25 protein-coding genes are annotated in these 23,560 nt (G+C 69.2%); 13 read left to right on the forward strand and 12 right to left on the reverse strand.

What is annotated here, in order from left to right; translation table 11 throughout:
- The first annotated feature begins 714 nt into the window (after nt 1–714).
- Together ACLF6P_RS02310 and ACLF6P_RS02315 are read left to right on the forward strand one after the other, a co-directional pair.
- Nucleotides 715–1,725, forward strand: a complete 1,011-nt coding sequence (locus ACLF6P_RS02310) for a metallophosphoesterase (RefSeq protein WP_415947837.1) — start codon at nt 715–717, stop codon at nt 1,723–1,725.
- Nucleotides 1,726–1,909: 184 nt separating this feature from the next.
- Nucleotides 1,910–2,842 (forward strand): hypothetical protein, encoded by a 933-nt coding sequence (locus ACLF6P_RS02315; RefSeq protein ID WP_415947645.1) that lies wholly within the window; start codon nt 1,910–1,912, stop codon nt 2,840–2,842.
- Between the two features lie 209 nt (nt 2,843–3,051).
- Here the strand turns inward: ACLF6P_RS02315 and thiC are convergent, their stop codons facing one another.
- Entirely contained in the window at nt 3,052–4,848 is a 1,797-nt protein-coding gene (gene thiC / locus ACLF6P_RS02320) for a phosphomethylpyrimidine synthase ThiC (RefSeq protein ID WP_415947647.1), read from the reverse strand.
- A 207-nt stretch (nt 4,849–5,055) separates the two neighbouring features.
- On the opposite strand from thiC, the gene ACLF6P_RS02325 reads away from it, so the two are divergent.
- Nucleotides 5,056–6,489, forward strand: coding sequence for a YibE/F family protein (locus ACLF6P_RS02325; RefSeq protein WP_415947839.1), 1,434 nt, complete (start codon nt 5,056–5,058; stop codon nt 6,487–6,489).
- Nucleotides 6,490–6,510: 21 nt separating this feature from the next.
- Here the strand turns inward: ACLF6P_RS02325 and ACLF6P_RS02330 are convergent, their stop codons facing one another.
- From ACLF6P_RS02330 to ACLF6P_RS02345, 4 genes are all read right to left on the reverse strand, one after another.
- Nucleotides 6,511–6,942: an SsgA family sporulation/cell division regulator gene (locus ACLF6P_RS02330; protein WP_415947648.1), complete on the reverse strand. Its 432-nt coding sequence runs from the start codon at nt 6,940–6,942 to the stop codon at nt 6,511–6,513.
- A gap of 175 nt (nt 6,943–7,117) precedes the next feature.
- A complete protein-coding gene (locus tag ACLF6P_RS02335) occupies nt 7,118–7,843 on the reverse strand; it encodes an IclR family transcriptional regulator (protein ID WP_415947841.1) in 726 nt (241 codons plus the stop codon).
- 354 nt (nt 7,844–8,197) lie between these two features.
- Entirely contained in the window at nt 8,198–8,413 is a 216-nt protein-coding gene (locus tag ACLF6P_RS02340) for a DUF5326 family protein (RefSeq protein WP_415947649.1), read from the reverse strand.
- A 226-nt stretch (nt 8,414–8,639) separates the two neighbouring features.
- The gene (locus tag ACLF6P_RS02345) at nt 8,640–8,957 is read right to left on the reverse strand and encodes a cupin domain-containing protein (RefSeq protein WP_415947651.1); all 318 of its coding nucleotides are present in this window, start codon (nt 8,955–8,957) and stop codon (nt 8,640–8,642) included.
- Between the two features lie 94 nt (nt 8,958–9,051).
- Here ACLF6P_RS02345 and ACLF6P_RS02350 point away from each other — a divergent pair, with 94 nt between their 5' ends.
- The 8 genes from ACLF6P_RS02350 (at nt 9,052) to ACLF6P_RS02385 (ending at nt 14,968) form a co-directional block, all read left to right on the forward strand.
- Nucleotides 9,052–9,429 carry a phage holin family protein gene (locus ACLF6P_RS02350; RefSeq protein WP_415947652.1) on the forward strand — a complete coding sequence of 126 codons (378 nt, stop codon included), beginning with the start codon at nt 9,052–9,054 and terminating at the stop codon, nt 9,427–9,429.
- 99 nt (nt 9,430–9,528) lie between these two features.
- Nucleotides 9,529–9,972 carry a low molecular weight protein-tyrosine-phosphatase gene (locus ACLF6P_RS02355; RefSeq protein ID WP_415947654.1) on the forward strand — a complete coding sequence of 148 codons (444 nt, stop codon included), beginning with the start codon at nt 9,529–9,531 and terminating at the stop codon, nt 9,970–9,972.
- Nucleotides 9,969–11,147, forward strand: coding sequence for a cystathionine gamma-lyase (locus ACLF6P_RS02360; protein WP_415947656.1), 1,179 nt, complete (start codon nt 9,969–9,971; stop codon nt 11,145–11,147). Before ACLF6P_RS02355 ends, ACLF6P_RS02360 begins: the two co-directional genes overlap by 4 nt.
- A 221-nt stretch (nt 11,148–11,368) precedes the next feature.
- Nucleotides 11,369–12,274 (forward strand): LysR family transcriptional regulator, encoded by a 906-nt coding sequence (locus tag ACLF6P_RS02365; RefSeq protein WP_415947657.1) that lies wholly within the window; start codon nt 11,369–11,371, stop codon nt 12,272–12,274.
- A gap of 69 nt (nt 12,275–12,343) precedes the next feature.
- Nucleotides 12,344–12,826: an NUDIX domain-containing protein gene (locus ACLF6P_RS02370; protein WP_415947658.1), complete on the forward strand. Its 483-nt coding sequence runs from the start codon at nt 12,344–12,346 to the stop codon at nt 12,824–12,826.
- Between the two features lie 185 nt (nt 12,827–13,011).
- The gene (locus ACLF6P_RS02375) at nt 13,012–13,581 is read left to right on the forward strand and encodes a DUF2269 domain-containing protein (RefSeq protein ID WP_415947660.1); all 570 of its coding nucleotides are present in this window, start codon (nt 13,012–13,014) and stop codon (nt 13,579–13,581) included.
- 5 nt (nt 13,582–13,586) lie between these two features.
- A complete protein-coding gene (locus tag ACLF6P_RS02380) occupies nt 13,587–14,456 on the forward strand; it encodes a GNAT family N-acetyltransferase (RefSeq protein WP_415947661.1) in 870 nt (289 codons plus the stop codon).
- 59 nt (nt 14,457–14,515) lie between these two features.
- A complete protein-coding gene (locus ACLF6P_RS02385) occupies nt 14,516–14,968 on the forward strand; it encodes a GNAT family N-acetyltransferase (RefSeq protein ID WP_415947663.1) in 453 nt (150 codons plus the stop codon).
- Nucleotides 14,969–15,068: 100 nt separating this feature from the next.
- Here the strand turns inward: ACLF6P_RS02385 and ACLF6P_RS02390 are convergent, their stop codons facing one another.
- The 5 genes from ACLF6P_RS02390 to ACLF6P_RS02410 form a co-directional block, all read right to left on the reverse strand.
- The gene (locus ACLF6P_RS02390) at nt 15,069–16,475 is read right to left on the reverse strand and encodes a serine hydrolase domain-containing protein (protein WP_415947665.1); all 1,407 of its coding nucleotides are present in this window, start codon (nt 16,473–16,475) and stop codon (nt 15,069–15,071) included.
- Between the two features lie 189 nt (nt 16,476–16,664).
- Entirely contained in the window at nt 16,665–17,105 is a 441-nt protein-coding gene (locus ACLF6P_RS02395) for a hypothetical protein (protein WP_415947667.1), read from the reverse strand.
- 39 nt (nt 17,106–17,144) lie between these two features.
- The gene (locus tag ACLF6P_RS02400; RefSeq protein ID WP_415947843.1) at nt 17,145–17,447 is read right to left on the reverse strand and encodes a hypothetical protein; all 303 of its coding nucleotides are present in this window, start codon (nt 17,445–17,447) and stop codon (nt 17,145–17,147) included.
- 58 nt (nt 17,448–17,505) lie between these two features.
- Nucleotides 17,506–17,841, reverse strand: coding sequence for a hypothetical protein (locus tag ACLF6P_RS02405; RefSeq protein WP_415947669.1), 336 nt, complete (start codon nt 17,839–17,841; stop codon nt 17,506–17,508).
- A gap of 236 nt (nt 17,842–18,077) precedes the next feature.
- Entirely contained in the window at nt 18,078–19,115 is a 1,038-nt protein-coding gene (locus ACLF6P_RS02410; protein WP_415947670.1) for a saccharopine dehydrogenase family protein, read from the reverse strand.
- 128 nt (nt 19,116–19,243) lie between these two features.
- Here ACLF6P_RS02410 and ACLF6P_RS02415 point away from each other — a divergent pair, with 128 nt between their 5' ends.
- On the forward strand, nt 19,244–20,212 hold the full coding sequence (locus ACLF6P_RS02415; protein ID WP_415947672.1) for a helix-turn-helix domain-containing protein: 969 nt from the start codon (nt 19,244–19,246) through the stop codon (nt 20,210–20,212).
- 94 nt (nt 20,213–20,306) lie between these two features.
- On the opposite strand, the gene ACLF6P_RS02420 is transcribed toward ACLF6P_RS02415, so the two are convergent.
- Entirely contained in the window at nt 20,307–20,903 is a 597-nt protein-coding gene (locus ACLF6P_RS02420) for a hypothetical protein (RefSeq protein WP_415947674.1), read from the reverse strand.
- 249 nt (nt 20,904–21,152) lie between these two features.
- On the opposite strand from ACLF6P_RS02420, the gene ACLF6P_RS02425 reads away from it, so the two are divergent.
- Nucleotides 21,153–21,491 carry an HAD family hydrolase gene (locus ACLF6P_RS02425; RefSeq protein ID WP_415947676.1) on the forward strand — a complete coding sequence of 113 codons (339 nt, stop codon included), beginning with the start codon at nt 21,153–21,155 and terminating at the stop codon, nt 21,489–21,491.
- A gap of 204 nt (nt 21,492–21,695) precedes the next feature.
- On the opposite strand, the gene dnaB is transcribed toward ACLF6P_RS02425, so the two are convergent.
- Nucleotides 21,696–23,171, reverse strand: coding sequence for a replicative DNA helicase (gene dnaB, locus ACLF6P_RS02430; protein ID WP_415947677.1), 1,476 nt, complete (start codon nt 23,169–23,171; stop codon nt 21,696–21,698).
- Nucleotides 23,172–23,560 lie beyond the last annotated feature (389 nt).

Here is a 23,560-nt window from a genome sequence, read left to right on the forward strand (position 1 = left end):
CGGCTCGGCGATGCCTTGACCGGCCGCGTCGAGCCGTGCACCTCCGGCGGCGGGCGGTTGGCCGGAAGTGGCCAAGAGACACGTGCAATTCCGGAGAAATCGGCCCCCTGCCCGAGTCCTGACAGGATTCACCACCCCTGGTGCATCACAGAGGGCCGAACGCATTCCTATGATGGGCGCACCACACCGCGGACGGCCGCGACCAGGCAGTCCGGACCGGTGGCGGAATGCGGCGCAATGGTGGTGGAGGGGTCGATGACTCAGGGGGCCGGTCGAGGACCCGTGGTGCGTACGGACACGGTCCGCGATTTCCGCGTGCCCGCGTACGTGCATCAGGTCGGCCAGAACGGCGAGGACCCCCGCGGCTCCGGCGAGGACAGCGGCCGCCCAGGCGAGGATCCTCGCGGCCCCGGCGAAGATCCCCGGGCCCTCGGCGACGACCCCCGTGGCTTGAGCGGCGACCCGCACAGCTTCGGCGAGGACCCCCGCACGCTCGGCGAGGCCCCTCACCACCCCGGTGAAGACCCTCGTGGCTTCGGTGAGGCCGCAGGCCCGGGCCGAATCGGCGAGGCCGCGGCCCCGAGCCCGATCGGCGGGCCCGCGGGCCGCTTCGGCGATGCTCCCGGCGCCTTCGGCGCGGCACCCGGCCCGTTCGGTGACGCCCCCGGGCACTACGGCGAGGCGAACGGCCACCCTGGCGACGGGAACAGCCGCCTGGGCGAGGGAAGCGGTCACTTCGGCGAGGAGACGGGACACGGCACGGACGGCGGCCGCTTCGGTCAGGAGGACGAGCCCGAGGGCTACACGCCCACGCACCGCGACCTCCCCGTCATCAACCGCGGGGACACCGTGCAGGTCCCGATGCCGTCCCCCGCGGCCCCGACCGAGCGCTCCGGCTCCGACGAACCCGGCCCGCTGTACGTCGTCGGCGATGTACACGGCTATCTCGACGAACTGCTCCTCGCGCTGCGCGAGCAGGGCCTCGTCGACGCCGAGGGCGATTGGTGCGCGGGCCATGCGCGGCTCTGGTTCCTCGGCGACTTCACCGACCGAGGTCCCGACGGAATCGGCGTCATCGACCTCGTCATGCGGCTCTCCGCCCAGGCCGCCGCGGTCGGCGGCTACTGCAAAGCGCTCATGGGCAACCACGAGCTGCTGCTGCTCGGCGCCAAGCGCTACGGCGACACCCCCGTCAACTCCGGTGCGGGCACCGCGACCTTTCAAGCGGCCTGGCTGCTCAACGGCGGCCAGAAGTCCGATATGGACCGCCTCCAGGAGCACCATCTGCAGTGGATGTCCCGGCTCGACGCGCTCGCGCTGGAGGACGACCACCTCCTGATGCACTCCGACACCACGGTCTATCTCGACTACGGCGATTCGATCACCTCGGTCAACGACACGATCCGCGAGGCGCTGACGCACCACGACGCGGACGAATGCTGGGACCTCTTCCGCAAGTTCACCAAGCGCTTCGCCTTCCGCGACAAGGGGGGGCCCGATGCCGTACGGGAACTGCTCACCGCATTCGGCGGCAGCAAGGCGGTTCACGGCCACAGCCCCATCCCGTATCTCCTCGGCGAAGTGGGCTCCGAGGACGGCGAGGACGGAAACGGACCGCAGGTCGAAGGCCCGCACGTCTATGCGGACGGGCTCGCCGTCGCGATGGACGGCGGAGTGACCATGGCCGGAAAGCTGCTGGTCCGCCGACTGCCCCTGGATATCTGAGCCGCTCCTGGGCAGGTGCACAGCACCCACATCCCCGCCGTCCGACGGGCCAATTTCCGGAAACCCCCTGTCACCGCGTGCCTGAGCCGCTCTACCATCGGCTTATCCGTAGCAGGCTCTCCTCCGTTTCCGCCCCGACCGCCCGTCATCGAGCGGGAGTCCAGGCCCTACGGAGCATCGGGGGATGCACATGAACAGCGCTCCGCACCTGCTGAACGAGGACCGCCGGGACTACGAGCGGATCCTCGATGAAGCGCTGCGCTCCGCGCCGCACCACCCTGAACTGACCTCAGCCGGCCGACGGCTGAACCCGGAGCAGCTGCGCACCATGGCACTCGACGCGACCCCGCTCATCACCGCGGCGGCCGCGCCGGAGTACGCGCGCTATGTCAAGATCCGCGAGGAACTGCGCGATCCGTCCCGCCCCGCGACCTCGTCCTCCGCCTCGTCCTCCGCCTCCGCCTCCGCCTCCGCCTCCGCCTCCGAACAGATCTCACCCGAGACCGACCCGGACCACTCACCCACTCCCGCACCGTCCTCCGGCCCGATGGGGCTCGCCATATCGGTGGGCGAGGCCGGGGAGGCCGCGGGCGCCGGACTGACCGCCATCCTCGCGGTCCTCGCCCCCCTGCTGGCCGGAACCGCGGCCGTTATCTTCCTGATCATCGGCTACGTCCTCAAGATGATCAGCCCCGAGCCGGCCTTCGCCGACACACTCCTCGCAGCCGGCTGGTTCTTCGGCGCGCTCACCGCGGCGGGCATCATGGTCGCGGGGACGGGGTTGCTGGTCACCGCGCTGCGCAACGGGGCGAACTCCCTGCGGGCGGGCGGCTCCCGTGAACTCACCGAGGAGGTTGCCCGCGCCAGGCAGGCCTGGTGCGAGGCTCTCCTGGAGCGTGGCCTGCTCCCCTTCCTCCGCGATGCCCTCGCCGACCCGACGGCTCCCCCGCAGCACAGCACGCCGGGCGCGCCCGGCGACCGAATGCCCCATCTGGGCTTCGACAGCCCGCACTTCAGCAGCCCGGATATCGGCCCACCTCCGAGCTCGAAACCCACCTTCTCCAGCCCTGATTTCACCAGTCCGGACTTCGGGGGGCCGGAGCATCAGCCGGATTAGCGGCGCCTGGTGGGCGGGCCGGCTTCCCGTGCCCCGGCGGACCGTGTGCTGTTTCACGTGAAACAGCACCGACCGGGCGATGTTTCACGTGAAACAGCCTCACGCCCGACCACCCCTTCGGGGTGCTCACCACCCCGCCAGCCCAAGGTCGGCGGGCCCGCGCTCCCCCGTGGCGCAGGCCCGACCGCCCTGGCCCGTGGGCTTCCGGCTCAGTCGGCCATCGGCAGGTAGACCCGGTTGCCGGAGGCCGCGAACTCCTTCGACTTCGCCAGCATCCCGGCCTCGATCTCCTCCGAGCTCGCGCCCTCCTCGCCGCCGAACTGCTCGTTGATGTTCCGGCTGATCTTCATCGAGCAGAACTTCGGCCCGCACATCGAGCAGAAGTGCGCGGTCTTGGCGGGTTCGGCGGGCAGCGTCTCGTCGTGGAACTCGCGGGCCGTGTCCGGGTCGAGCGCCAGGTTGAACTGGTCCTCCCAGCGGAACTCGAAGCGTGCGTCCGACAGGGCGTCGTCCCATTCCTGGGCGCCGGGGTGGCCCTTGGCCAGGTCCGCCGCGTGGGCCGCGATCTTGTACGTGATGACGCCGGTCTTCACGTCGTCCTTGTTGGGCAGGCCCAGGTGCTCCTTGGGCGTGACGTAGCAGAGCATCGCCGTGCCCCACCAGCCGATCATCGCGGCGCCGATGCCCGAGGTGATGTGGTCATAGGCAGGAGCGATGTCGGTGGTCAGCGGGCCGAGCGTGTAGAACGGCGCCTCCTCGCAGATCTCCTGCTGGAGGTCGATGTTCTCCTTGATCTTGTGCATCGGGACATGGCCCGGGCCCTCGATCATGGTCTGTACGTCATGCGCCTTGGCGATCTTGTTCAGCTCGCCCAGGGTCTCCAGTTCGGCGAACTGCGCACGGTCGTTGGCGTCCGCGATCGAGCCGGGGCGCAGACCGTCGCCGAGGGAGTACGTGACGTCGTAAGCGGCCAGGATCTCGCAGAGCTCCTCGAAGTGCTCGTAGAGGAAGGACTCCTTGTGGTGCGCGAGGCACCACGCGGCCATGATCGAGCCACCGCGCGAGACGATGCCGGTCTTGCGGTTGGCCGTGAGCGGCACGTAGGGGAGGCGGACGCCGGCGTGGACGGTCATGTAGTCCACGCCCTGCTCGGCCTGTTCGATGACCGTGTCCTTGTAGATCTCCCAGGTCAGCTCCTCGGCCTTGCCGTCGACCTTCTCCAGCGCCTGGTAGAGCGGCACGGTGCCGATCGGGACCGGGGAGTTGCGGAGCACCCACTCGCGGGTGGTGTGGATGTTGCGGCCGGTGGAGAGGTCCATGACCGTATCGGCGCCCCACCGGGTGGCCCAGGTCATCTTGTCGACCTCCTCCTCGATGGAGGAGGTGACCGCAGAGTTGCCGATGTTGGCGTTGACCTTCACCAGGAACCGCTTGCCGATGATCATCGGCTCGATCTCCGGGTGGTTGACGTTCGCCGGGAGCACGGCGCGGCCCGCGGCGATCTCGTCGCGTACGACCTCGGGCGCGAGGTTCTCGCGGAGAGCCACGTACTCCATCTCCGGCGTGATCTCGCCGCGGCGGGCGTACGCGAGCTGCGTGACCGCCTGGCCCGTACGACCCCTGCGGGGCAGGCGGGGGCGGCCGGGGAAGACCGCGTCGAGGTTGCGGAGGTTCCCGCCGCGCGGCGAGGTGTGCTTGATGCCGTCGTCCTCGGGGCGCGCGGGGCGGCCCGCGTACTCCTCGGTGTCACCACGCGCGATGATCCAGTTCTCGCGGAGCGGCGGCAGGCCGCGGCGGACGTCGGTCTCGGCGTGCGGATCGGTGTACGGGCCCGAAGTGTCGTACAGCGTGACCGACTTGCCGTTGGTGAGATGCACCTGGCGCACCGGCACCTGCAGGTCGGGGCGTGAGCCCTGGACGTATGCCTTGTGCCAGCCGATGGACTTCCCGGCCTCCGCGCCTTCGGTGGGAACGGAGGCAGGCGTGCGTGTGTCCTGTGTGGTCATGAGACCTACTCCCTACGCCGGCATTACCCGGTAACAGGTTCGGCGGTCGACGCAGCCAGATCCGTATGTTTCGGTACGGAGGTCAGCGCCCTCTCAGCCCGGTGCTCCGAGCTCCCGCGTGTGCAAAGGTGCCCCCACGCTAGCGTCCTCTCGGCCACGCTGACCAGAGGGCCCCTTTCTTGTTGCGATGATCGGTCCATGAGTGCCATGCCTCCGCCGCCCGAGCACCCCCCTCAGGAACCGCCGCAGCAGCCATCCCGGCCGCCATATGACCAGCACGGTCCCGGGGGTGGGCACAGTCACGCGCACGCGCACAGCCACGGCCCCGCCGCCCCCGTCTCGCGGCATCTGCGCAGGGTGATCGCGGCGGTGCTGATCCCGTTCGCGGCGGCGGTGCTCGCGGGCCTCGTGGTGCTCTGGCCGAGCGGGGCGCCCGACCACAAGCGCACCGGCGTGGGCTTCGACCGGCAGATGTACGCGGCGAAGGTGGTGGACGTCGAGCGGGTCGACTGCGCGGAGGTCAACGCCGCCCAGGTCCCGCCGACCGGCGACACCTCCACCGCCGAGGGCAACACGGCGCAGCAGCGGGCCGCCGGGGACTGCGGCCGGGCGACGATCGAGGTGACCGAAGGCCCCGACCAGGGGCGCGAGTTCACCGAGATCATCCAGCCGGACGCGCCCCGCCAGCTCGACGAGGGCCAGGAGGTGGTGGTCGCCTACGCGCCCGACGCCCCCGAGGAACTGCAGTACTCGGTCGTGGACGTGGACCGCGGAACGCCGATGTGGCTGCTCGCCGCGATCTTCGCGGTCGCCGTGGTCCTGGTGGGCCGGATGCGCGGGGTGATGGCGCTCGTCGCGCTCGTGGTGAGCTTCGCGGTGCTCACGCTCTTCATCCTGCCGGCGATTCTGCAGGGCTCGAATCCGCTGGTGGTGGCGGTGGTCGGGGCGAGCGCGATCATGCTCTTCGCGCTGTATCTGTGCCATGGGCTGACGGCCCGTACGTCGGTGGCGGTGCTCGGCACGCTGATCTCGCTGCTGCTGATCGGGCTGCTCGGCTCGCTGTTCATCGACTGGGCCTCGCTGACCGGCAACACCGATGACAACACCGGACTGATCCACGGGCTCTACCCCGGGATCGACATGAGCGGTCTGCTGCTCGCGGGTGTGATCATCGGTTCGCTCGGTGTGCTCGACGATGTGACGGTCACCCAGACCTCCGCGGTCTGGGAATTGCACCAGGCCGATCCGTCGATGAACGCACGGCAGTTGTACCGCGCGGGCATCCGGATCGGCCGCGATCACATCGCCTCGGTGGTCAACACGCTGGTCCTGGCGTATGCGGGTGCGGCGCTGCCGCTGCTGCTGCTGTTCTCGATCGCGCAGGCAAGTGTGGGGACGGTGGCGAACAGCGAGCTGGTGGCGGAGGAAATCGTCCGTACGCTGATCGGATCGATCGGACTGGTGGCCTCGGTGCCCGTCACGACGGCGCTGGCGGCGCTGGTGGTGGCCCGGGACAAGGGGCCGGAGGGCACCCAGACCGCGGGCGGGGTCGGAGTCGGGGTCGGAGTCGGAGTCGGAGTCGGGGGCGCACGGGCCGGTGGGCGCGCCGGTGGCGGGCGCGGGCGCCGACGGAAGCGCTGAGGCCGTACGGCCGGCCGTTCCTCAGCCGGTGCTGTCCGCCAGGATCTGCCCGAGTGCCTCGTCGAGGTGGGTGTCGAAGCCGGCGAGCGCGCGCTCCTGCCCGAGCGGGACGAGCCGGTCCGTACGGTCGAGGAAGGCGATCAGCGGTGCGATGGACACCTTGAACAGCGCCTGCTCACCGCCCACCTGAAGCCGGATCAGCGCATCGCCGAGCCGGTCGCCGCCGTGCGGGGCGATGTGCACATCGCCGTCGCCGCAGGGTTCGTTGACCCCGTCGACCAGGAGTTCACGGCTGAACGCCCAGGTCACCGGCGCATCGCCGGGGAGATGGAAGGTCAGGCGCACGGCATACGGGTCGTATGTCTCGTACCGGAGCTCCACCGGGATGCGGAAGGAGAGCTCCTCGGAGACGAGAAAGCTCATCATGACCTCTGCGTGTACGGACTCGCGCATCGTCTACCCCGTCGTCTGCCGCGTGTTGAGTTCGAGACGTTTTAAACCCTGATCAGGAACCATGTTCCCGATCCTCCTGGCAGTTTGCTGAACGTGCTCATCGGATCACAAGGAGTGAGTTTTCAGATACTGATAGACCGTGCGCCACACCCGTACAAGCACTCACCAAGGCACTTCACAGGGTGATGGAGAACGCCAGCGTCCCCAGTTTCCGCCCCACCTCCACCTGCAACCGCCGTGCGGCGGGCAGCAGCCGGTCCGCCTGATGGGCGGGCAGCGAGATCGCCATCGTCGCGGCCGTGGACCCCACCGTGATGGGAATCGCCGCACAGACCTGCCCGAGCGCGTACTCCTGCCGCTCCACCACCGGCTGCATCCGCTGCACCCCCGCCAGGCGCCGCAGGAGCGCACGCTCGTCGCGCACCGTGTAAGGGGTGATCGACTGCACGCGATGACGCGAAAGGTGGTCCCGCCGCGCCTCGTCGTCGAGCTGCGAGAGCAGGCACTGCCCGATGGCATGTGCATGCGCGGTCTGCCGGAAGTCCGCCCACTCCTCGACGGCTCTGGCGCCCTGGCTGTCGGCGACGGCCTCCACGGCGACCTCGCCGTCGCGGTAGATGGCGAAGTACGTGGGCACACCGATCACATCGCGCCAGTGCTCCATGACCTCGCCGATCATGGTGCGACGTTTCTCCACGGCCCCGCCGCTCGCGAGCCGCTCGGCCGCCTCACCGAAGTGGAAGACCCCCTTCTCGCGCCGCAGATAGCCCTCGTGGGTCAGGGTGCGCAACAGGTGGTACGCGGTGGGCAGCGGCATTCCGGTCTCGCGGGCCAGCTGCTTGGCCGGGGCACCCCTGGAATGCCTGGCGACCGCCTCCAGCAGCCGCAACGCCCGCTGCACGGACCCGATGAGGGTCGGCGCGGGCGCGGCGGCGGGGGCAGTGGGGGACGGGGCGGTGACGGATTCTGCCGTGGCCACGGTGCACTCCCCAGGCGCGAGGGAACCCCCGCCCGTAGAGGTGCGGGGGTGAGCGGTCCGAACGCGCGGGGTGCGCGCCCCGCGTCGGTGTCCGGACTTTAACGGCCCGGAACCCTGTGTGCAGCCCTTGGCCGGAAACTTCCCTCGGGCGAGCGAACCGGAATGCGGTTCACCGCCCTGTGGAGTGCGTGGAGCTCGTGCGATGCGTGGAGCTCGTGCGATGGGTGAAGGTCGTGCGACGCGTGAAAGTCGTGCGACGCGTGAAGCTCCTGGAACTCACCATCCGCTGTTCGAGGACGAGCTCCCGTCCTTGTACTTCCGCACGAAGTAGACGAGTCCGCCGACCAGCGCCGCGAACACGAGCACCTTGAAGAGCAGCCCGACCACGAAGGTGACGAGCGTCCACAGCACGCTCCCGAAGATCACGAGGGCGATCACCGGGATCGCGATCCACTTCACCCACCACGGCATCCCCGCGAGTATCTCGTTCATGGCGTCCCTGCCTTTCCGTCCCGGTCGATTCCTGGACCCGAGTCTGTCGGACCTCCCTGTGAGCTCCTGCACCCGATGCTATGCGGACAGGTGGGCTCGCCGGAGGCCGCGTAGCCCTCGTCCTTCCCTGAGTCTGCCCCTAGGGTTCCCCCGGGGACCTGACCCCGCGGACCCGGCCCGCGGACCCGACCCGCGGACCCGGGCCGCCGGTCCGCACGGCTTCCGGTCAGCCTTCCGGCGGCGAGAACACCACCAGAACCCGCAGGTCCTCGGTGATGTGGTGGAACTTGTGCGGGGTCCCGGCGGGCACGTACACGACACTGCCGCGCCCCACCGTCGTCGTCTCCGTGCCGACCGTGATCGAGGCCCGTCCGCTGACCACGAAGTAGACCTCGTCCTGCCCGTGCGGCTGCTGCGGGTCGCTCCGGCCCGCATCGAGGGCGTACAGACCGACGGACATGTTCCGCTCGCGCAGGAACTGCAGGTAGGCGCCGTCGTTGGCGGCCCGTTCCGCGTCGATTTCATCCAGTCGGAACGCCTTCATCCCTGCCTTCATCCCTGCCTGCTCCTCTGCCCGCCGTATACCCGGTGCTGCACGCCGGTGCCCGGCGGCGATCACGTCTGCCACGATCAGACACATGAAGAATTTCGTAGTCAAGACGATCGCCAACTCGGCCGCCCTCGCGGTGGCCATCTGGCTCATCAACGACATCACGCTCACCGGCGACAGCACGCCTCGCAAGGTGCTCACGCTGGTTCTGGTCGCGCTGGTCTTCGGCCTGGTCAACTTCCTCGTCAAGCCGCTGGTGAAGCTGCTCACCTTCCCGCTGTTCATCCTGACGCTCGGCCTGATCACCCTGGTGATCAACGCACTGATGCTGCTGCTCACCTCCTGGCTGGCGGACAAACTGGATCTCAGTTTCCATGTCGAGGGCTTCTGGACAGCCGTCGTCGGCGGTCTGATCATCAGCCTCGTGTCCTGGGCGATGAACGTGGTCCTGCCCGACAAGAACTGACCGGTGCCCGCAGTGGGAACAGCAGGCACAAACGCGACGGGGAGGGGCGGGCGCTTCCGGGTCTGCTTCGTCTGCACCGGCAACATCTGCCGCTCCCCGATGGCCGAGCACGTCTTCCGTGCGTACGTGACCGAAGCGGGCCTCGATGACCTCGTCGAGGCCGACAGCGCGGGCACGGGCGGCTGGCACGAGGCCGAGGGCGCCGATCCGCGTACGGTCGCGGTCCTCGAGGAGCACGGATACGGCAGCGCGCACACCGCGCGGCAGTTCCGGGCCTCGTGGTTCGACCGGCTCGACCTCGTGATCGCTCTCGACGAGGGGCATCTGCGCGCCCTGCGCCGGCTCGCCCCGACCCCGGCAGCCGCCGGGAAGATCCGGCTGCTGCGCTCGTACGACCCGGATGCGCAGGACGACAGGGAGGTCCCCGATCCGTACTACGGCGGACGGGACGGCTTCGACACCTGCCTGAAGCTGATCGAGGCTGCCTGCCCGGGACTGCTCACCGAGGTACGGGGCGCGCTCGGGGAAGGAGGCTGGGCGTGACGACACCCGAGGGCGCCCGCAGGGCGCGGGACGGGCTCGGGGAGGGCACGCGGGCGCTGCACGCGGGGCTTCCCGAGCCGGTCCAGTTCCAGCCGCCGTTCCCGGGCCCGGTGTTCACCTCGCACTACCACCTGGCCGGGGATCCCTCCGGCCCCTACACCTACGGGCGCGACGAGAACCCCACCTGGACTCTCTTCGAACAGGCCCTGGCCGAACTGGAGTCGCCCGGCTCGCCCGAGGCCCAGGCGCTGGTCTTCGCCTCCGGAATGGCCGCGATCTCCGCCGTCCTCTTCTCCCAGCTGCGCGCCGGCGACACGGTGGTCCTGCCCTCGGACGGCTACCAGGCGCTTCCACTCCTACGGGAGCAGCTGGACGCGTACGGCATCACGGCCCGCACCGCCCCAACCGGCGGCGATACCCAGGGCGAACTGCTCGACGGCGCGCGGCTGCTGTGGCTGGAGACCCCGTCGAACCCCGGGCTCGACGTCTGCGATCTACGCGCCCTCATCGCGGCGGCGCACGAGCGCGGGGTCCTCGTCGCCGTCGACAACACGCTCGCCACCCCGCTCGGCCAGCGGCCGCTCGACCTCGGCGCGGACTTCTCGGTGGCGGCCGCGACCAAGGGCCTGACCGGGCACGGCGATCTGGTGCTCGGCTACGTGGCCGTGCGCGACGCGGCGCTGATGGAGCCGGTACGGCGGTGGCGCAAGCTCGTCGGGGCGGTCGCGGGTCCGATGGAGACCTGGCTCGCACACCGCTCACTGGCCACACTCGACCTGCGGCACGCACGCCAGTGCGCGGGCGCGCTCGCCCTGGCCGAGGCGTTGCGCACCCATCCGGAGGTGACGGGGCTGCGTCATCCGGGGCTGCCCGACGACCCCGCGCACGCCGTGGCCGCACGGCAGATGCGGCGCTTCGGCAGCATCGTCTCCTTCACGCTCGCCTCCCGTGCCCGCGCCGAGCGGTTCCTCGCCGCGCTCCGGATCGTCGACGAGGCCACCAGCTTCGGCGGTGTGCGATCCACGGCCGAGCGGCGTGGACGATGGGGCGGCGATGCGGTCGCGGAGGGGTTCATCCGGTTCTCCGTGGGGGCGGAGGACCCGGCCGATCTGGTGGCGGATGTGCTGCGTGCGCTGGAGGAGTCGCGCGAAGGCCTGGGGGGTCCGGCGGCATGACCGTCGCCCCCGGGTCGGCTCGGTGCGCGGAGGTGACTCCGCTACGCACGACGAACGGTCCGAGCCTCCCCCCTCGTGGCTCGGACCGCTCCGGTTCTACGCGCCAAGAACCGCATGAACAAGGCTAGTTGACTCTGTGTCAGTGTCCAATCACGGTAGCGACAGCGACCTATCGACTTATTTATAGTTGGACCGTTCGCATCCCGGGGAGGGAGGGACGGATGGATCTGGCTCTGCTGCGCACGTTCGTCACGGTGCACCGGGCCGGCTCCTTCACGCGCGCCGCCGCACTCCTCGGTCTCTCCCAGCCCGCGGTCACCTCACAGATCCGCACCCTGGAGCGGCAGTTGGGCCGTCCGCTGTTCCTGCGCCAGGCCCGGGGCGTGACGCCCACGACGATCGGCGACGAACTCGCACACAAGGCGGCGCCCCATCTGGACGCGCTCGTCGAGATTGCCGAGAGCGGGATCGCCGAGGAGTCCTCCGTACGCACCCTGCACCTGGCCGGGCCGCCCGAGTTCACCGCCGAGCGTGCGCTGCCCGCGCTCACCGGACTGACCGGATCCGACGGCCAGAGCTTCACACTGCGGGCCTCCTTCGGCACGGCCGAGGAAGCTCTGGAGGGCCTGGCGGCAGGCCATCACGATCTCGCGATCTCCGCGGCCCGCCCGCGCGGCGGACTGCTCACCGCCACCGCGCTCTGCGACGAGGAGCACGTCCTGGTCGCGGCGCCGTCCTGGCAGCGGAAGATCGGCTTCGGCGCGCTGCGCCGCCACGGGGCTCTGGCCCTGGAAGGGCTGCCGGTCGTCGAGGTGCATGAATCGCTGCCGCTGGTCGCCCGCTACTGGGCGGCCGTCTTCGATTCCCGGCCCTCCACCGCGGGCACCGTGGTCGTGCCGGATCTGAGGGCGGTGCTTTCCTGCGCCATCGCCGGGGCCGGGGTCGCGGTGCTGCCGCGCTATCTCTGCGAGAACGCGCTGGAGCGGCGCGAGCTGGTCGCCCTGCTCGAACCGCCGGTACCTCCGCTGCGTACCTACTTCCTGGTGGTACGTACCGGAACGCTCGCCATGCCGCATATCGCACGGGCACACGAATGGCTGCTCAGTGCGGGCGCCGACTGGTGCTGAGGTGAGTCCCGGCAGCCTTCCGGACCTACGCCGTGTTTCACGTGAAACATATCGGGCCACATTTCCACCATGACCGTCCGACCCGTGGTCAAGCGCACCGCACGCGCCGTCCTGCTCGACGGCAATGACCTGATTCTGATCAAGCGCACCAAGCCCGGCGTCGATCCCTACTGGGTCACGCCCGGCGGGGGAGTCGAGGCCGAGGACGCGACCGTCGTCGATGCCCTGCACCGCGAGGTGTACGAGGAACTCGGCGCCAAGATCACCGATGTCGTGCCCTGCTTCGTCGACACCGTCGAGCACATCGGGGCCGATGGCGGGGCGACCGGGGTGAAGGTGCAGCACTTCTTCGTCTGCCGCCTGGAATCCATGGACCCCTCGCTGCGGCACGGCCCGGAGATGGAGGAAGGCATCGGCGAGTACGAGATCGTCCGGCTGCCCTTCACCCGTGTGGGGATCGCCTCCGTCCACCTCGTACCGCTGTCGCTGCGGCACTATCTGGACGGGAACATCGAAGGGGTACGGGCGATGCACGCGCCCGACCTGGGCTGAGCGGCCCGGGCCGGGCGCCTGCGGGGCCGGGCAGCTGCGGGGCCGGGCAGCTGCTGCAGGGCCTGACGCTGCGGTGGTGCCGTCCGGAAGCAGCCGCGTGCCGTGGACGTACGCCGAGGTCAGTACGCGGACTTACTCCTGCTGTCAGACGCGGGAGCCGGGCCCGCGCGGGCACCGTGTTTCACGTGAAACTCAATCGCCCCGCTCGCCGGGCCACCCTCGTCGTCCATGTCACCGCCGCCGCCGGCTGGCTCGGGCTCACGCTCGGGCTGCTCGCACTGGCCGCCGCGGCGATCACCACCGACTCCGCCGCCACCACGGAGGCCGCGGTCCGCTCAATGAAGCTCTTCGCGGACTGGCTGGTCATCCCGCTGGCCCTGCTCACACTGCTGAGTGGACTCCTGCTGTCCCTGGGCACCCAGTGGGGACTGGCCCGGCACCGCTGGGTCTACGTCAAGTTCTGGCTGACCCTGGCCACGACCGCGGCCTCCACCTTCGCACTGCGCCCCGGAGTGAACCACAACGCCGAGATCGTCTCGGCCGGTGGAGCACTCCCCGACGCCACGGACCTGATCATGGGACCGATCGTCTCGCTCACCGCGTATGTTTTCATGACGGTGATCTCGATCCTCAAACCCTGGGGGCTCACCAGGCGAGGCCGACGGCTGCGCACCGCCGCGGCCGAGCGTGGCCGAAAGCACTCCATCGGCGCCCGGAAAGCACTGGACGCGAAGCCCGTCCGTCGGCCAGCCTGACCTCCGTGTCGACACTTTCCCTTGCTGACCTGCCCGTACGCCGTCTGACCACGCATGATGTGAAGCTCTGCGCGGACCTCTCCGAGGACCGCGGCTGGCCCCGCGAAGAGCACAAATGGGGGCTGCTGCTCGCCGCCGGACAGGGGTACGGGATCGACGACCCTGCCGGCGGTCTGGTGGCCGCCTGCACCGTCACCTCGTACGGCGCAGGCGAGAAGCCCGAACTTGCCGCGATCGGCATGGTCCTCGTGGCCGGGCGCCACGCGCGCAAGGGGGTGGGTCGGCGCCTGATGCGGGAGGTCCTCGCGCTCCTGGACGGCATGCCGATCACCCTGCACGCCACGCCGTTCGGACAGCCCCTGTACGAGGAGCTCGGTTTCCGGACCGTCGGCCGGGCGGAGATGGTGCGCGGCCACTTCAGCGCGGCGGATCCCGCGCCGGCCGTCCCCACCCGAGCGGCGACGGCGGAGGATCTCCCGGCACTGCTGCGTCTGGACGCCGAGGTCTTCGGCCCCGACCGCACCCACATGCTCACCCGACTGCCCGCGTTCGCCGACCAGTTGCGGCTCGCCGAGTCCCCGGACGGGGAGATCAGCGGATATGCGGCGGCCTGGCCCAATATGGACACCCATGTGATCGGCCCGCTGATCGCCCGCGACACGGACACGGCCAAGTCCCTGGTCGCCTCACTCGCCTCACATACGGACCGCCCGCTGCGCACGGACATCGACGTACGCCACGAGGAACTCCTTAACTGGCTCAAGTCCCGGGGCCTGGAATCGGTGACCTTCAACGCGGTGATGACCTACGGGATCCCGGACCTTCCGGGCGACTGGACCCACCGCTTCGCCCCACTGACGGTGGCGGCGGGCTGAGGTGAGGCGGCCCGGCCCGGCGGACACGGTCCTCACACCCCCTGCATACGGTCGTGGGCATGAACGATCTTGAGATCCGGCCCGCGTCCGCCGAGGACATCCCGGCCATCGTCGCGATGCTGGCCGACGACCCGCTGGGCGCCCGGCGCGAGTCCTCCGACGACCTCGCCCCGTACCGCGCTGCCTTCGACCGCCTCGCCGAGGATCCGAATCAGCATCTGATGGTCGCCGTCCGCGCAGACCGCGTGGTCGGCACCCTGCAGCTGACCGAGGTTCCGGGACTCTCCCGCCGTGGCGCCACCCGCGCGATCATCGAAGGTGTACGGATCCACTCCGACGAGCGAGGCAGCGGACTCGGCACTCGGCTCATCGAATGGGCGGTGGACACATCGCGGCGACAGGGGTGCCAGTTGGTACAGCTGACCTCGGACGCCACCCGCACCGATGCCCACCGCTTCTACGAGCGGCTCGGCTTCGTCGCCTCCCACGTGGGCTTCAAGCTCCCGCTGTGAGGCATCTGCTGAACGAGCGGCCGTGAGCCACACGGGGCCTGCGGCGCGTGTGCCGCGGGGTCATGTTTCGCGTGAAACATGACCCCGCGGCATCACTCCCCTACTGTTTCAGGCCGCGCCACCCCTTGGGATCCACCCCGCCCGGTACCGGCGCCTCCTCCTCGTACGGCTCGCGGGTGAAGACGAAGGAGCCGAGGTCGAGGTGGCTCAGTGTGCCGTCCGGCCGCCGTCTCGCCCGCAGTGTCTCGCCCGCGTAGTACCCGTTGAGCCCGGTCCAGGTCCCATCCTCCTCGGCCCGGAATCGCGCGGAGCGCCCCACGCCCTGCAGCGGCCCCAGCTCGATGCCGTCGGCGCCGACGCGCAGCCCGAAGCCGCTGGTCCCCCAGTACCAGGGCCCGGCCAACTCCAGTACCCGCGGGTCGACTTCGGGCATCGGCCGCCACGGCTCGGGGAAACGCGGTTCCGCCTCGCCCACGATGTGCAGGAGGTCGGTGGCGAGCGGGCCCATCAGCGGGGCCGAGGTGCAGTTGGTGAGCGTCACCGCCGCGAGCCCCTCATCGACGCTGAACACCAGACAGGCGAGATAGCCGGGCAACGATCCCGAGTGTCCGGCCAGCGAGCGCTCCCCCAGCCGCAGAAGCTGCAACCCCAGTCCGTACCCGCCCGCGCCTGCCCCGTCCTCCGCCGGAGCGGCGGGCTCCCGCATCTCCCGTACGGCCTCGGCGGACAGCACCCGGTCATCGCCCTGCGCGAGGAAGACCGCGAACCGCGCCAAGTCCCTTGTCGTGGACCACAGCTGCCCGGCCGGAGCCATCAGCCCCAGATCCTCGACCCGCTCGGGCAGCAGCGCATCGGCCCAGGGGTGGACCGCCCAGCCGCCCGCGGACGGCGCCTGCGGCTGGGCGGAGGTACGGCTCAGGCCCAGCGGTTCGAGCACCTCACGCCGCAGCACGTCCTCCCACGGCGCACCGCGCAGGTTCTCGACGAGGGCGCCGAGCACCGTATAGCCGGGGTTGGAGTAGTGATGCCGGCGCCCCACCGGATGCCGGAACGGCGCCTCGCCCAGTACGTGCCCCAGAGTCGGCCGCTCGCTGCCCGGCGTCCGCTCCCACCAGGCACCGGGTGTCTCCGCCGCCAGTCCACTGGTGTGCGCGAGCAACTGTCCGACGGTCACCTCCCCGAGGCCCGTGCCCGGCAGATGCTGCTCGATCCGGTCCCCCAGCTCGAGCAGCCCCTCCTCGCGCAGCCGCAGCACGAGCACAGCGGTGAAGGTCTTGGTGATCGAACCGATCCGGTACTGCACATCACCATCGGGACCATGCCCGTCGACCGAGGAGGCGGCCCCCTCCCACACCAACTCGCCGTCCCGCACGACCGCGGCCACGACGGAGGGCGTCCGGCCCTGCGCCTGGGCGAGGGCCACCCGGCGATCGAGAGCACGACGGGTCGAGTCGAGCAGCGCGTGACGGTCGGCCGCGGAGTCTGAACTGGATCCGGATGAAGTCATACGGGCCAGTCCATCGCGCCGAGGGGGCCCGGTCGAGCGGAATTCCCTCTCCGGGCGGCGCACGGCCGCCGGGACCGGGCCCCGGGTCAGGTGTAGGTTCTCACTTTCGGTGTCATGCGCCGACGCTGTGACCTGGACGTCCCTCTTCGGTCTCACGACGTGTCGGCCGCCGGCTGTCTCAGATCGGTGTCATTTCCTCAGACTGTCCAGCGGGATGCACCGCTGCCCAGGGGGGCACGAACCTGCATCGGCAGCCATCCGTTCCACCCACTCACGCACGGACACTGCTCGCTCGATGCGGCTGACGACGTCCTTCTTGGACGCTGTGTCCAAGGTCTCCGGGATCTTGTCGAAGGTGTCGGGAAGGACGTCGAGCAGACCCAAGATCTGTTCGCCGGTGCTGACGGTCAACAGTTGCTGGCACCTCCACTGCAACGGCATCTCGGGACGATGCGTGAGCCGCTGCACGAGCGTCGGAAACAGGTAGTGCGTCGCTTCTGCGGCGAGGTGATCTCGTAGCCAGTCGACCGGGAGCCGCTGGCTGAAGCTGTGCATGGCGGCCTCCTGGGCCAGGTCCAGGAGCTGAGCGGTGTCGACGGCTCGGACAGTGCGGGGAAGGGTCGGGGTCATGTCGCGATGATGCCAAGAAGCCAGTGCGGCGCCGAGAGGTCAGCTGGGCCGGGATGCGATCTGCTGACGGGCAGGGCCCCAGACATCCTCGAACTCCTCGAAGGTGAGTTGTTCGGGGTCGTGGCCTTCCCATTCCGAGACGGGCAGCTCGGCGGTGATCCCGAATCTGCTGTCGTAATCACCGAGGCGGCCTGCGTCGCGGGCCCGCTGCCTCTCGGCGAGGGAAGCAGCTGCGATCGGGATCAGCTCAGGCCCTTCGAGTTCAACCTGCCGGACCACCCAGCCTTCGGCGTCGACCTCGAAGTAGAACCAGGTGTCTTCCTCGTCCCAGTAGCAGCGCATCCATGTGGTCACCAGGCCATGATGCCGGGCCAGATGCATCGCGCCACTCCGCTTCGTCTCATGGTCGAGCGATGAATCCTGCGGATCGGTCGAGCTCGAACGGAGAGCCGACCCGGGTTGGATCCCAGCCTTGATCCCGTGCCTGGCGAATGCCGGCAGCAACGTGAGCTGGGCGAATGGGCTCTGTCTCGATTCCCACCCAGTTACTGGGATGGGCCTGGCCACTGGTGACGATCAAGATCGTGCCCGGCTGGCTGCCGCTGGCCGCTTCGACCGCGTAGGTCATCGGTGTCCAGCAGAGTCCCTGCAGGTAGGAGGGCTTCCTGCGGATCCGCCAGCGGTACTCGGTCCCGTCAACGGTTATGCGCCGGGAGCCCTTCTTGTTCAGCGCCATCCTCCCCCTTGTGTGTGCTCCACGAGATACGGAGATCATCTGCGCCAGTGAGAGGTCTGGGACAGTTGTGGGCGGCCGCCAAAGATTCCCCACGTAGGGCCAGTTGGAATGTGACTCTCGGTAATCGTAGCGGAGACTCGGCGAATCTCCGGGAGTGCGTACGTGCGTGCGCTCAGAAGTCGTGGGGGGAGTCGGCTTCCAATCCGGAAATGGTCTTGTGTCGTGGAGCGTCGCGGTCAGGCATCTTGCGGGTGGAGGTCGAGTGCGATGTACGGGGCGAGTGCGTGCAGGAAGTCCGGTGCGTCGAAGATCTCGCCGGCGGAGGCGACGCCGACAGTCTTGGTGCGGCCGGTCAGGACGCGTTCGAGGGCCTCGGCGACGAGAGGTGCGGTGACGGCGTAGATGTCCTGGCCGCTGGCCGTGGCCCGGCGTGCGACTCCGCCGGAGCGTACGACGGCGTCGACGAGGAAGGTCTGGTCCGAGCGCCCGCTCCGGTCGGCGGCGGTCGGGGCCGGTGTGTGGGGGGCGGCGACATCACGGACCGCCTCAACGGTCATGTAGGTGGTCACGTCGGGGATGGACAGGTGCTGGGGAACGGTGACGACGTCCGCCATCGTGAACTCGCCGATCACCTCCCGGACTCCCATCGGTTCCGGGAAGGTCCACTGAAGGGCGGGCGCGGCGTCGGTGCGGCGCTCCCACTGGCCGCCGTTGTAGCGCAGGCGGACGTCGCCGCGGCGCTCGCGGGAGACGGCACCGGACAGGCGGGTGCCGGCGGTGGGGTGCCAGCTGCTGAGCGCGTAGGCGATGTGGGCCTCGTCGGCTGCGGTCCAGGCGCCCATCGCTGCGGTGGCCAGCAGGTCGCCGAGGCCGCCGAAGAAGGCCATGGCCGGGACGATCACCGCTCCCGCTTCCCGGGCTCGCTCCTGGTAGTGGGCGAAGGTGTCGAGGTTGGCCTCAAGCTCGGCGGCCACGTCCAGGTACGGGATCTTCGCACGGAGCGCGGCCTCGATCACGGGACCGGTGGTCGTCGCGAAGGGGCCCGCGCAGTTGATGACCGCCACCGCGCCCGCCAGGGCCCGGTCCAGCGACGCCGCATCCTCGGCCGACGCCACCCGGGCCTCAAGGCCGTGCTCCTGGGCCAGCTCCCGCAGCGCCCGGGCGTTGCGCCCGGAGGACACCGGGACGTATCCGCGCGCGGCCAGCTCCGCGACCACGAACCGCCCGGTGTGACCGTACGCGCCGAACACCGCCACCTGCTGACCTGACCCCATGAGACTGCCCCCGTGCACTGGAACACCCGCCGCGATGTCGATCCGCCGCGGCCTGACACGCACATCCTGTCCTCGTGGCAGCACCCCGCACGAGCGTCGGAAACGACATGACACGTACAGTTTCGGACATGCCTACCGTCGCGCTGGCCGTCACCGACGGCATGCTCCACTACGAACTGTCCGTGGCGATCGAGATCTTCGGCGCCGATCTGACCCACATCGTGGACCCCTGGTACGACTTCTCCGTCTGCGGAAGCGGTCCGGTACACGTCGACCGTTTCCGCCTGGCGCCCGACCACGGACTCGACCATCTCGCGCACGCCGACACGGTGATCGTCCCCGGCTGGGCCGACACCGACCGTGAACCACCCAGCGACCTGGTCCAGGCGGTACGCACCGCCCACGAGGCCGGCGCCCGCGTGGCCTCGCTGTGCACGGGCGCGTTCGTCCTGGGCGCGGCCGGACTGCTCGACGGCAGGCGCGCCACCACCCACTGGGCCCACACCCAGGAACTGGCCCGACGCCACCCGGCGGCCACCGTGGATCCGGACGTCCTCTACGTCGACAACGGCGACGTCCTCACCTCCGCGGGCAAGGCCGCCGCCATGGACCTGTGCCTGCACCTGGTCCGCCTCGACCACGGCTCGGCCAACGCCAACAAGATCGCCCGCCGTCTGGTCATCCCGCCCCACCGCGACGGCGGCCAGGCCCAGTTCATCGCCACCCCCCTGCCCGAGCCCGGCAACCACCCCCTGGGCGGACTCTTCCCCTGGGCGCTGGAACGACTGGACCAACCGCTCACCGTGGAGGACCTGGCCCGCCAGGCCCGCATGAGCTCACGCCACCTCGCCCGCCACTTCAAACACCTCACCGGCACCACACCACTGCAGTGGCTCCACACCCAGCGCATCCGCCACGCCCAACAACTCCTGGAAACCACCAACGCCACCGTCGACACCATCGCCACGGCCACCGGCATGGGCACCGCCACCACCCTGCGCCGCCACTTCCACCGCAGCGTCGGCGTCCCGCCCGACACCTACCGCCGCACCTTCCGCCCCCAAGAGCCAGTCCCAAGCCCGCATCACGGAAGCTGACACTTCACGGTCAGTAGCCATCGGCGGCCAGTTAGCTCCCCACCTACTGGCCTCCGATGGGGAATTTCAACTGGCCACTGTCAGACAGTCGACGTCAGCCCGTGGACATGGTGGCGGCAGGAAGACAAACCTCAAGCACGACTGCAGTGCCGGCCACGGTCCGGTCCTCATGCATGTTGATCCTTTGACCGGCTTCGACGTGCTTCCAATGAGACGGTGTGAGAGGCGCGAGGCGAACAGTGGCCCGGCCGCCGGGCTCCAGAAAGGGCATGCCCTCGACCCAGAGCCCGGCAATGCTCACCGAAGCACCCCCAGCGGGTGAGAGGTTCCCGATGTCCCACATGGGCCGCAAAACACCGTGGCCAGCGATCGGTGTCCTGCGTCGTGCTTCTGCGGCCGGACGAAGTGTCAGATCCGCCCGGACCATCCCGTTTCGAATCTCAGAACACCGCCAGTGGCACCAAGCTGCGCTCCGCTCAAGAAGGAGTTGCTCAGCTGCCTCAGCCAGCTGCTCCCAGAACGACAAGGGCAGTGGATGCCCGTCCCCGAGCTCCTCCAGCAGGCTCAGGGCGATCTGCCATTCGTCATGGGCGAGGTAGTCCCAGACGTCTCGCACTGTGACGTCGTTTTCGGTAGCGATCTCTTCCGGGACCAGAAGGGAAGCCGATTCGAGCAGCTCGGTGACATCCATGGGGTGATTGTCGACGACGTTGTCAGGCTGCGTCACCCAGGGCCTCACGGGCCCCCCGTCGCGCGTTCAAGATCGTGGACGGCCTGGATGACTTGGCCTCCGAAGGCGGTGGGTGTGGTCGTGCGCCGACGCTTCCCTGTCCTGTGAACCAGCTCGCCTGAGAGGGCGATGGCCGTCGTGTCATCTTCACCGGAGTCGGTGACTCGACATGCGCTCGCGAGCACCGGCCTTGACTGATCTTTCGATGCCGTGTTTTCGGCCGAAGACGACGAACACGGCAAGCCCCACCCGGGCGCCTATCTCCGCGCAGCCGCCGCCCTCGGCGCGTCACCCGACGAATGCATCGTGATCGAGGACTCGCTCAACGGCGTCCTCGCTGGCGTGTCAGCCCAGATGACGGTCGTCGCCGTTCCCGAGACCGCTGATCGCTGCGATCCGCACTTTGCGATTGCCAGTCAGGTATTGGAGTCCCTCAAGGATCTCGATACCTCTGTACTCGGCGCGTATGTGTCCAGGGGGAGCCAGGACGCCACGTGGGCATCGCGTACGACCTTGACAGGTACCGCGAGAACCGGATCCCAAAAATGAGATCAAACCCTACGTAAGGGGCAAACGCCACCGCTCAGCGTGCGACGCAATGAGAATCCGACAGCACGAACGATAAGCGGTAAGAATCCGACAGGCTCAGTGCGGCAGGAACCATGAATCCCAGTCCCCTGTCCTATTGGCCACGCGGTGGACATCACCGGTGGGAAAAGGACACGGGATCTGGGATCCCACATCAAGCCCGGATCAGGTCTGGGCCATGTCCACGAAGCGCGAGTAGTGACCCTGGAAGGCCACAGTGATCGTCGCGGTCGGGCCGTTTCGGTGCTTGCCGACGATGATGTCCGCCTCGCCCGCGCGTGGGGACTCCTTCTCGTAGGCGTCCTCACGGTGCAGCAGGATGACCATATCGGCGTCCTGCTCGATCGAGCCGGATTCGCGCAGGTCGGAGACCATCGGCTTCTTGTCCGTACGCTGCTCCGGGCCACGGTTCAGCTGCGAGAGCGCGATCACCGGGACCTCGAGCTCCTTGGCGAGGAGCTTGAGGTTTCGCGACATGTCCGAGACTTCCTGCTGCCGGGATTCGGCGCGCTTGGAGCCTCCGGACTGCATCAGCTGCAGATAGTCGATGATCACGAGCCGGATGTCGTTGCGCTGTTTGAGCCGACGGCACTTCGCGCGGATCTCCATCATCGACAGGTTCGGCGAGTCGTCGATGTAGAGCGGTGCCGCGGAGACCTCGGGCATCCGGCGCGCGAGCCGCGTCCAGTCCTCGTCGGTCATCGTGCCGGAGCGCATATGGTGCAGCGCCACCCGCGCCTCGGCGGACAGCAGACGCATCGCGATCTCGTTGCGGCCCATTTCCAGCGAGAAGATGACGCTGGGCAGGTTGTTCTTGATCGAGGCGGCACGCGCGAAGTCCAGGGCGAGCGTGGACTTACCCATGGCGGGACGGGCCGCGATGACGATCATCTGGCCCGGGTGCAGACCGTTGGTGAGGGAATCGAAATCGGAGAAGCCGGTCGGCACACCGGTCATCTCGCCGCTGCGGGAGCCGATCGCCTCGATCTCGTCGAGCGCGCCCTCCATGATGTCGCCGAGGGGAAGGTAGTCCTCGCTGGTGCGCTGTTCGGTGACCGCGTAGATCTCGGCCTGCGCGCCGTTGACGATCTCGTCGACATCGCCGTCGGCCGCGTATCCCATCTGGGTGATCCTGGTGCCGGCCTCGACCAGGCGGCGCAGCACCGCGCGCTCGTGGACGATCTCCGCGTAGTACTCGGCATTGGCCGCGGTCGGCACGGTCTGTACGAGCGTGTGCAGATACGGGGCACCGCCGACCTTGGTGATCTCGCCGCGCTTGACCAGTTCGGCGGCGACCGTGATCGGGTCGGCCGGCTCGCCCTTGGCATACAGGTCGAGGATGGCCGAGAAGATCGTCTCGTGGGCGGGCCGGTAGAAGTCGTGGCCCTTGATGACCTCGACGACATCGGCGATCGCATCCTTGGACAGGAGCATGCCACCGAGCACGGACTGTTCGGCGTCGACGTCCTGCGGAGGCACTCGCTCGAAGGCCGAACCGCCTTCCCAGGACCCACCGTCGCGGCCCCGCTCGTGCTGCTCCTCGCGGCCCTGGCCACGGCCCGCGCGCTGCCGGGAGACGGGCAGACGATCCCCCGGACCGCTGTCGGCCCAGGGGTCGTCCAAAGGCTCGGAGATACTCACCGGGCCACCTCCTCCCGTCCGCCGAGCGGACCTCGCCATGCCCTCATTCCTACGGCACGACACTGACAAATCGATGGCCCGACTCCGCTTCCGGCGGGACGGTGCGCCGGACCACGTTAGGGCTCCGGGCACCGTCAGCCAATCTGGTTATCCACAGGCTCTGTGGATAGTGGCCCCCAGGCTGTGGAGAACTCGGCCAATCCTGTGCACGGCCCGGTGGACAGCGCTGTGAACAAGCCCTCAGGCTCCACCACAAACACCATCTGACCTGCAGGTTCCTTATCCACCCGCTGTGCATGGGAAAAACTTCCCCGGTCGGCCCAAGATCAGCGCAAACGGCGCACCACCGTCCACCGTCCGCACGGTCGAGTAATAGTCACTGATCGCTT

Source organism: Streptomyces lothianensis (assembly GCF_047779955.1).
GTDB lineage: Bacteria > Actinomycetota > Actinomycetes > Streptomycetales > Streptomycetaceae > Streptomyces.

Excerpts from the sequence above, each read along its gene's own strand:
- ACLF6P_RS02315 (WP_415947645.1), top strand. The coding sequence starts at position 1,910 with ATGCACATGAACAGCGCTCCGCACCTGCTGAACGAGGACCGCCGGGAC.
- thiC (WP_415947647.1), bottom strand. The coding sequence starts at position 4,848 with ATGACCACACAGGACACACGCACGCCTGCCTCCGTTCCCACCGAAGGC.
- ACLF6P_RS02325 (WP_415947839.1), top strand. The coding sequence starts at position 5,056 with ATGCCTCCGCCGCCCGAGCACCCCCCTCAGGAACCGCCGCAGCAGCCA.
- ACLF6P_RS02330 (WP_415947648.1), bottom strand. The coding sequence starts at position 6,942 with ATGCGCGAGTCCGTACACGCAGAGGTCATGATGAGCTTTCTCGTCTCC.
- ACLF6P_RS02340 (WP_415947649.1), bottom strand. The coding sequence starts at position 8,413 with ATGAACGAGATACTCGCGGGGATGCCGTGGTGGGTGAAGTGGATCGCG.
- ACLF6P_RS02345 (WP_415947651.1), bottom strand. The coding sequence starts at position 8,957 with ATGAAGGCGTTCCGACTGGATGAAATCGACGCGGAACGGGCCGCCAAC.
- ACLF6P_RS02350 (WP_415947652.1), top strand. The coding sequence starts at position 9,052 with ATGAAGAATTTCGTAGTCAAGACGATCGCCAACTCGGCCGCCCTCGCG.
- ACLF6P_RS02355 (WP_415947654.1), top strand. The coding sequence starts at position 9,529 with ATGGCCGAGCACGTCTTCCGTGCGTACGTGACCGAAGCGGGCCTCGAT.
- ACLF6P_RS02365 (WP_415947657.1), top strand. The coding sequence starts at position 11,369 with ATGGATCTGGCTCTGCTGCGCACGTTCGTCACGGTGCACCGGGCCGGC.
- ACLF6P_RS02370 (WP_415947658.1), top strand. The coding sequence starts at position 12,344 with ATGACCGTCCGACCCGTGGTCAAGCGCACCGCACGCGCCGTCCTGCTC.
- ACLF6P_RS02385 (WP_415947663.1), top strand. The coding sequence starts at position 14,516 with ATGAACGATCTTGAGATCCGGCCCGCGTCCGCCGAGGACATCCCGGCC.
- ACLF6P_RS02390 (WP_415947665.1), bottom strand. The coding sequence starts at position 16,475 with ATGACTTCATCCGGATCCAGTTCAGACTCCGCGGCCGACCGTCACGCG.
- ACLF6P_RS02395 (WP_415947667.1), bottom strand. The coding sequence starts at position 17,105 with ATGACCCCGACCCTTCCCCGCACTGTCCGAGCCGTCGACACCGCTCAG.
- ACLF6P_RS02400 (WP_415947843.1), bottom strand. The coding sequence starts at position 17,447 with ATGCGCTGCTACTGGGACGAGGAAGACACCTGGTTCTACTTCGAGGTC.
- ACLF6P_RS02405 (WP_415947669.1), bottom strand. The coding sequence starts at position 17,841 with ATGGCGCTGAACAAGAAGGGCTCCCGGCGCATAACCGTTGACGGGACC.
- ACLF6P_RS02410 (WP_415947670.1), bottom strand. The coding sequence starts at position 19,115 with ATGGGGTCAGGTCAGCAGGTGGCGGTGTTCGGCGCGTACGGTCACACC.
- ACLF6P_RS02415 (WP_415947672.1), top strand. The coding sequence starts at position 19,244 with ATGCCTACCGTCGCGCTGGCCGTCACCGACGGCATGCTCCACTACGAA.
- ACLF6P_RS02420 (WP_415947674.1), bottom strand. The coding sequence starts at position 20,903 with ATGGATGTCACCGAGCTGCTCGAATCGGCTTCCCTTCTGGTCCCGGAA.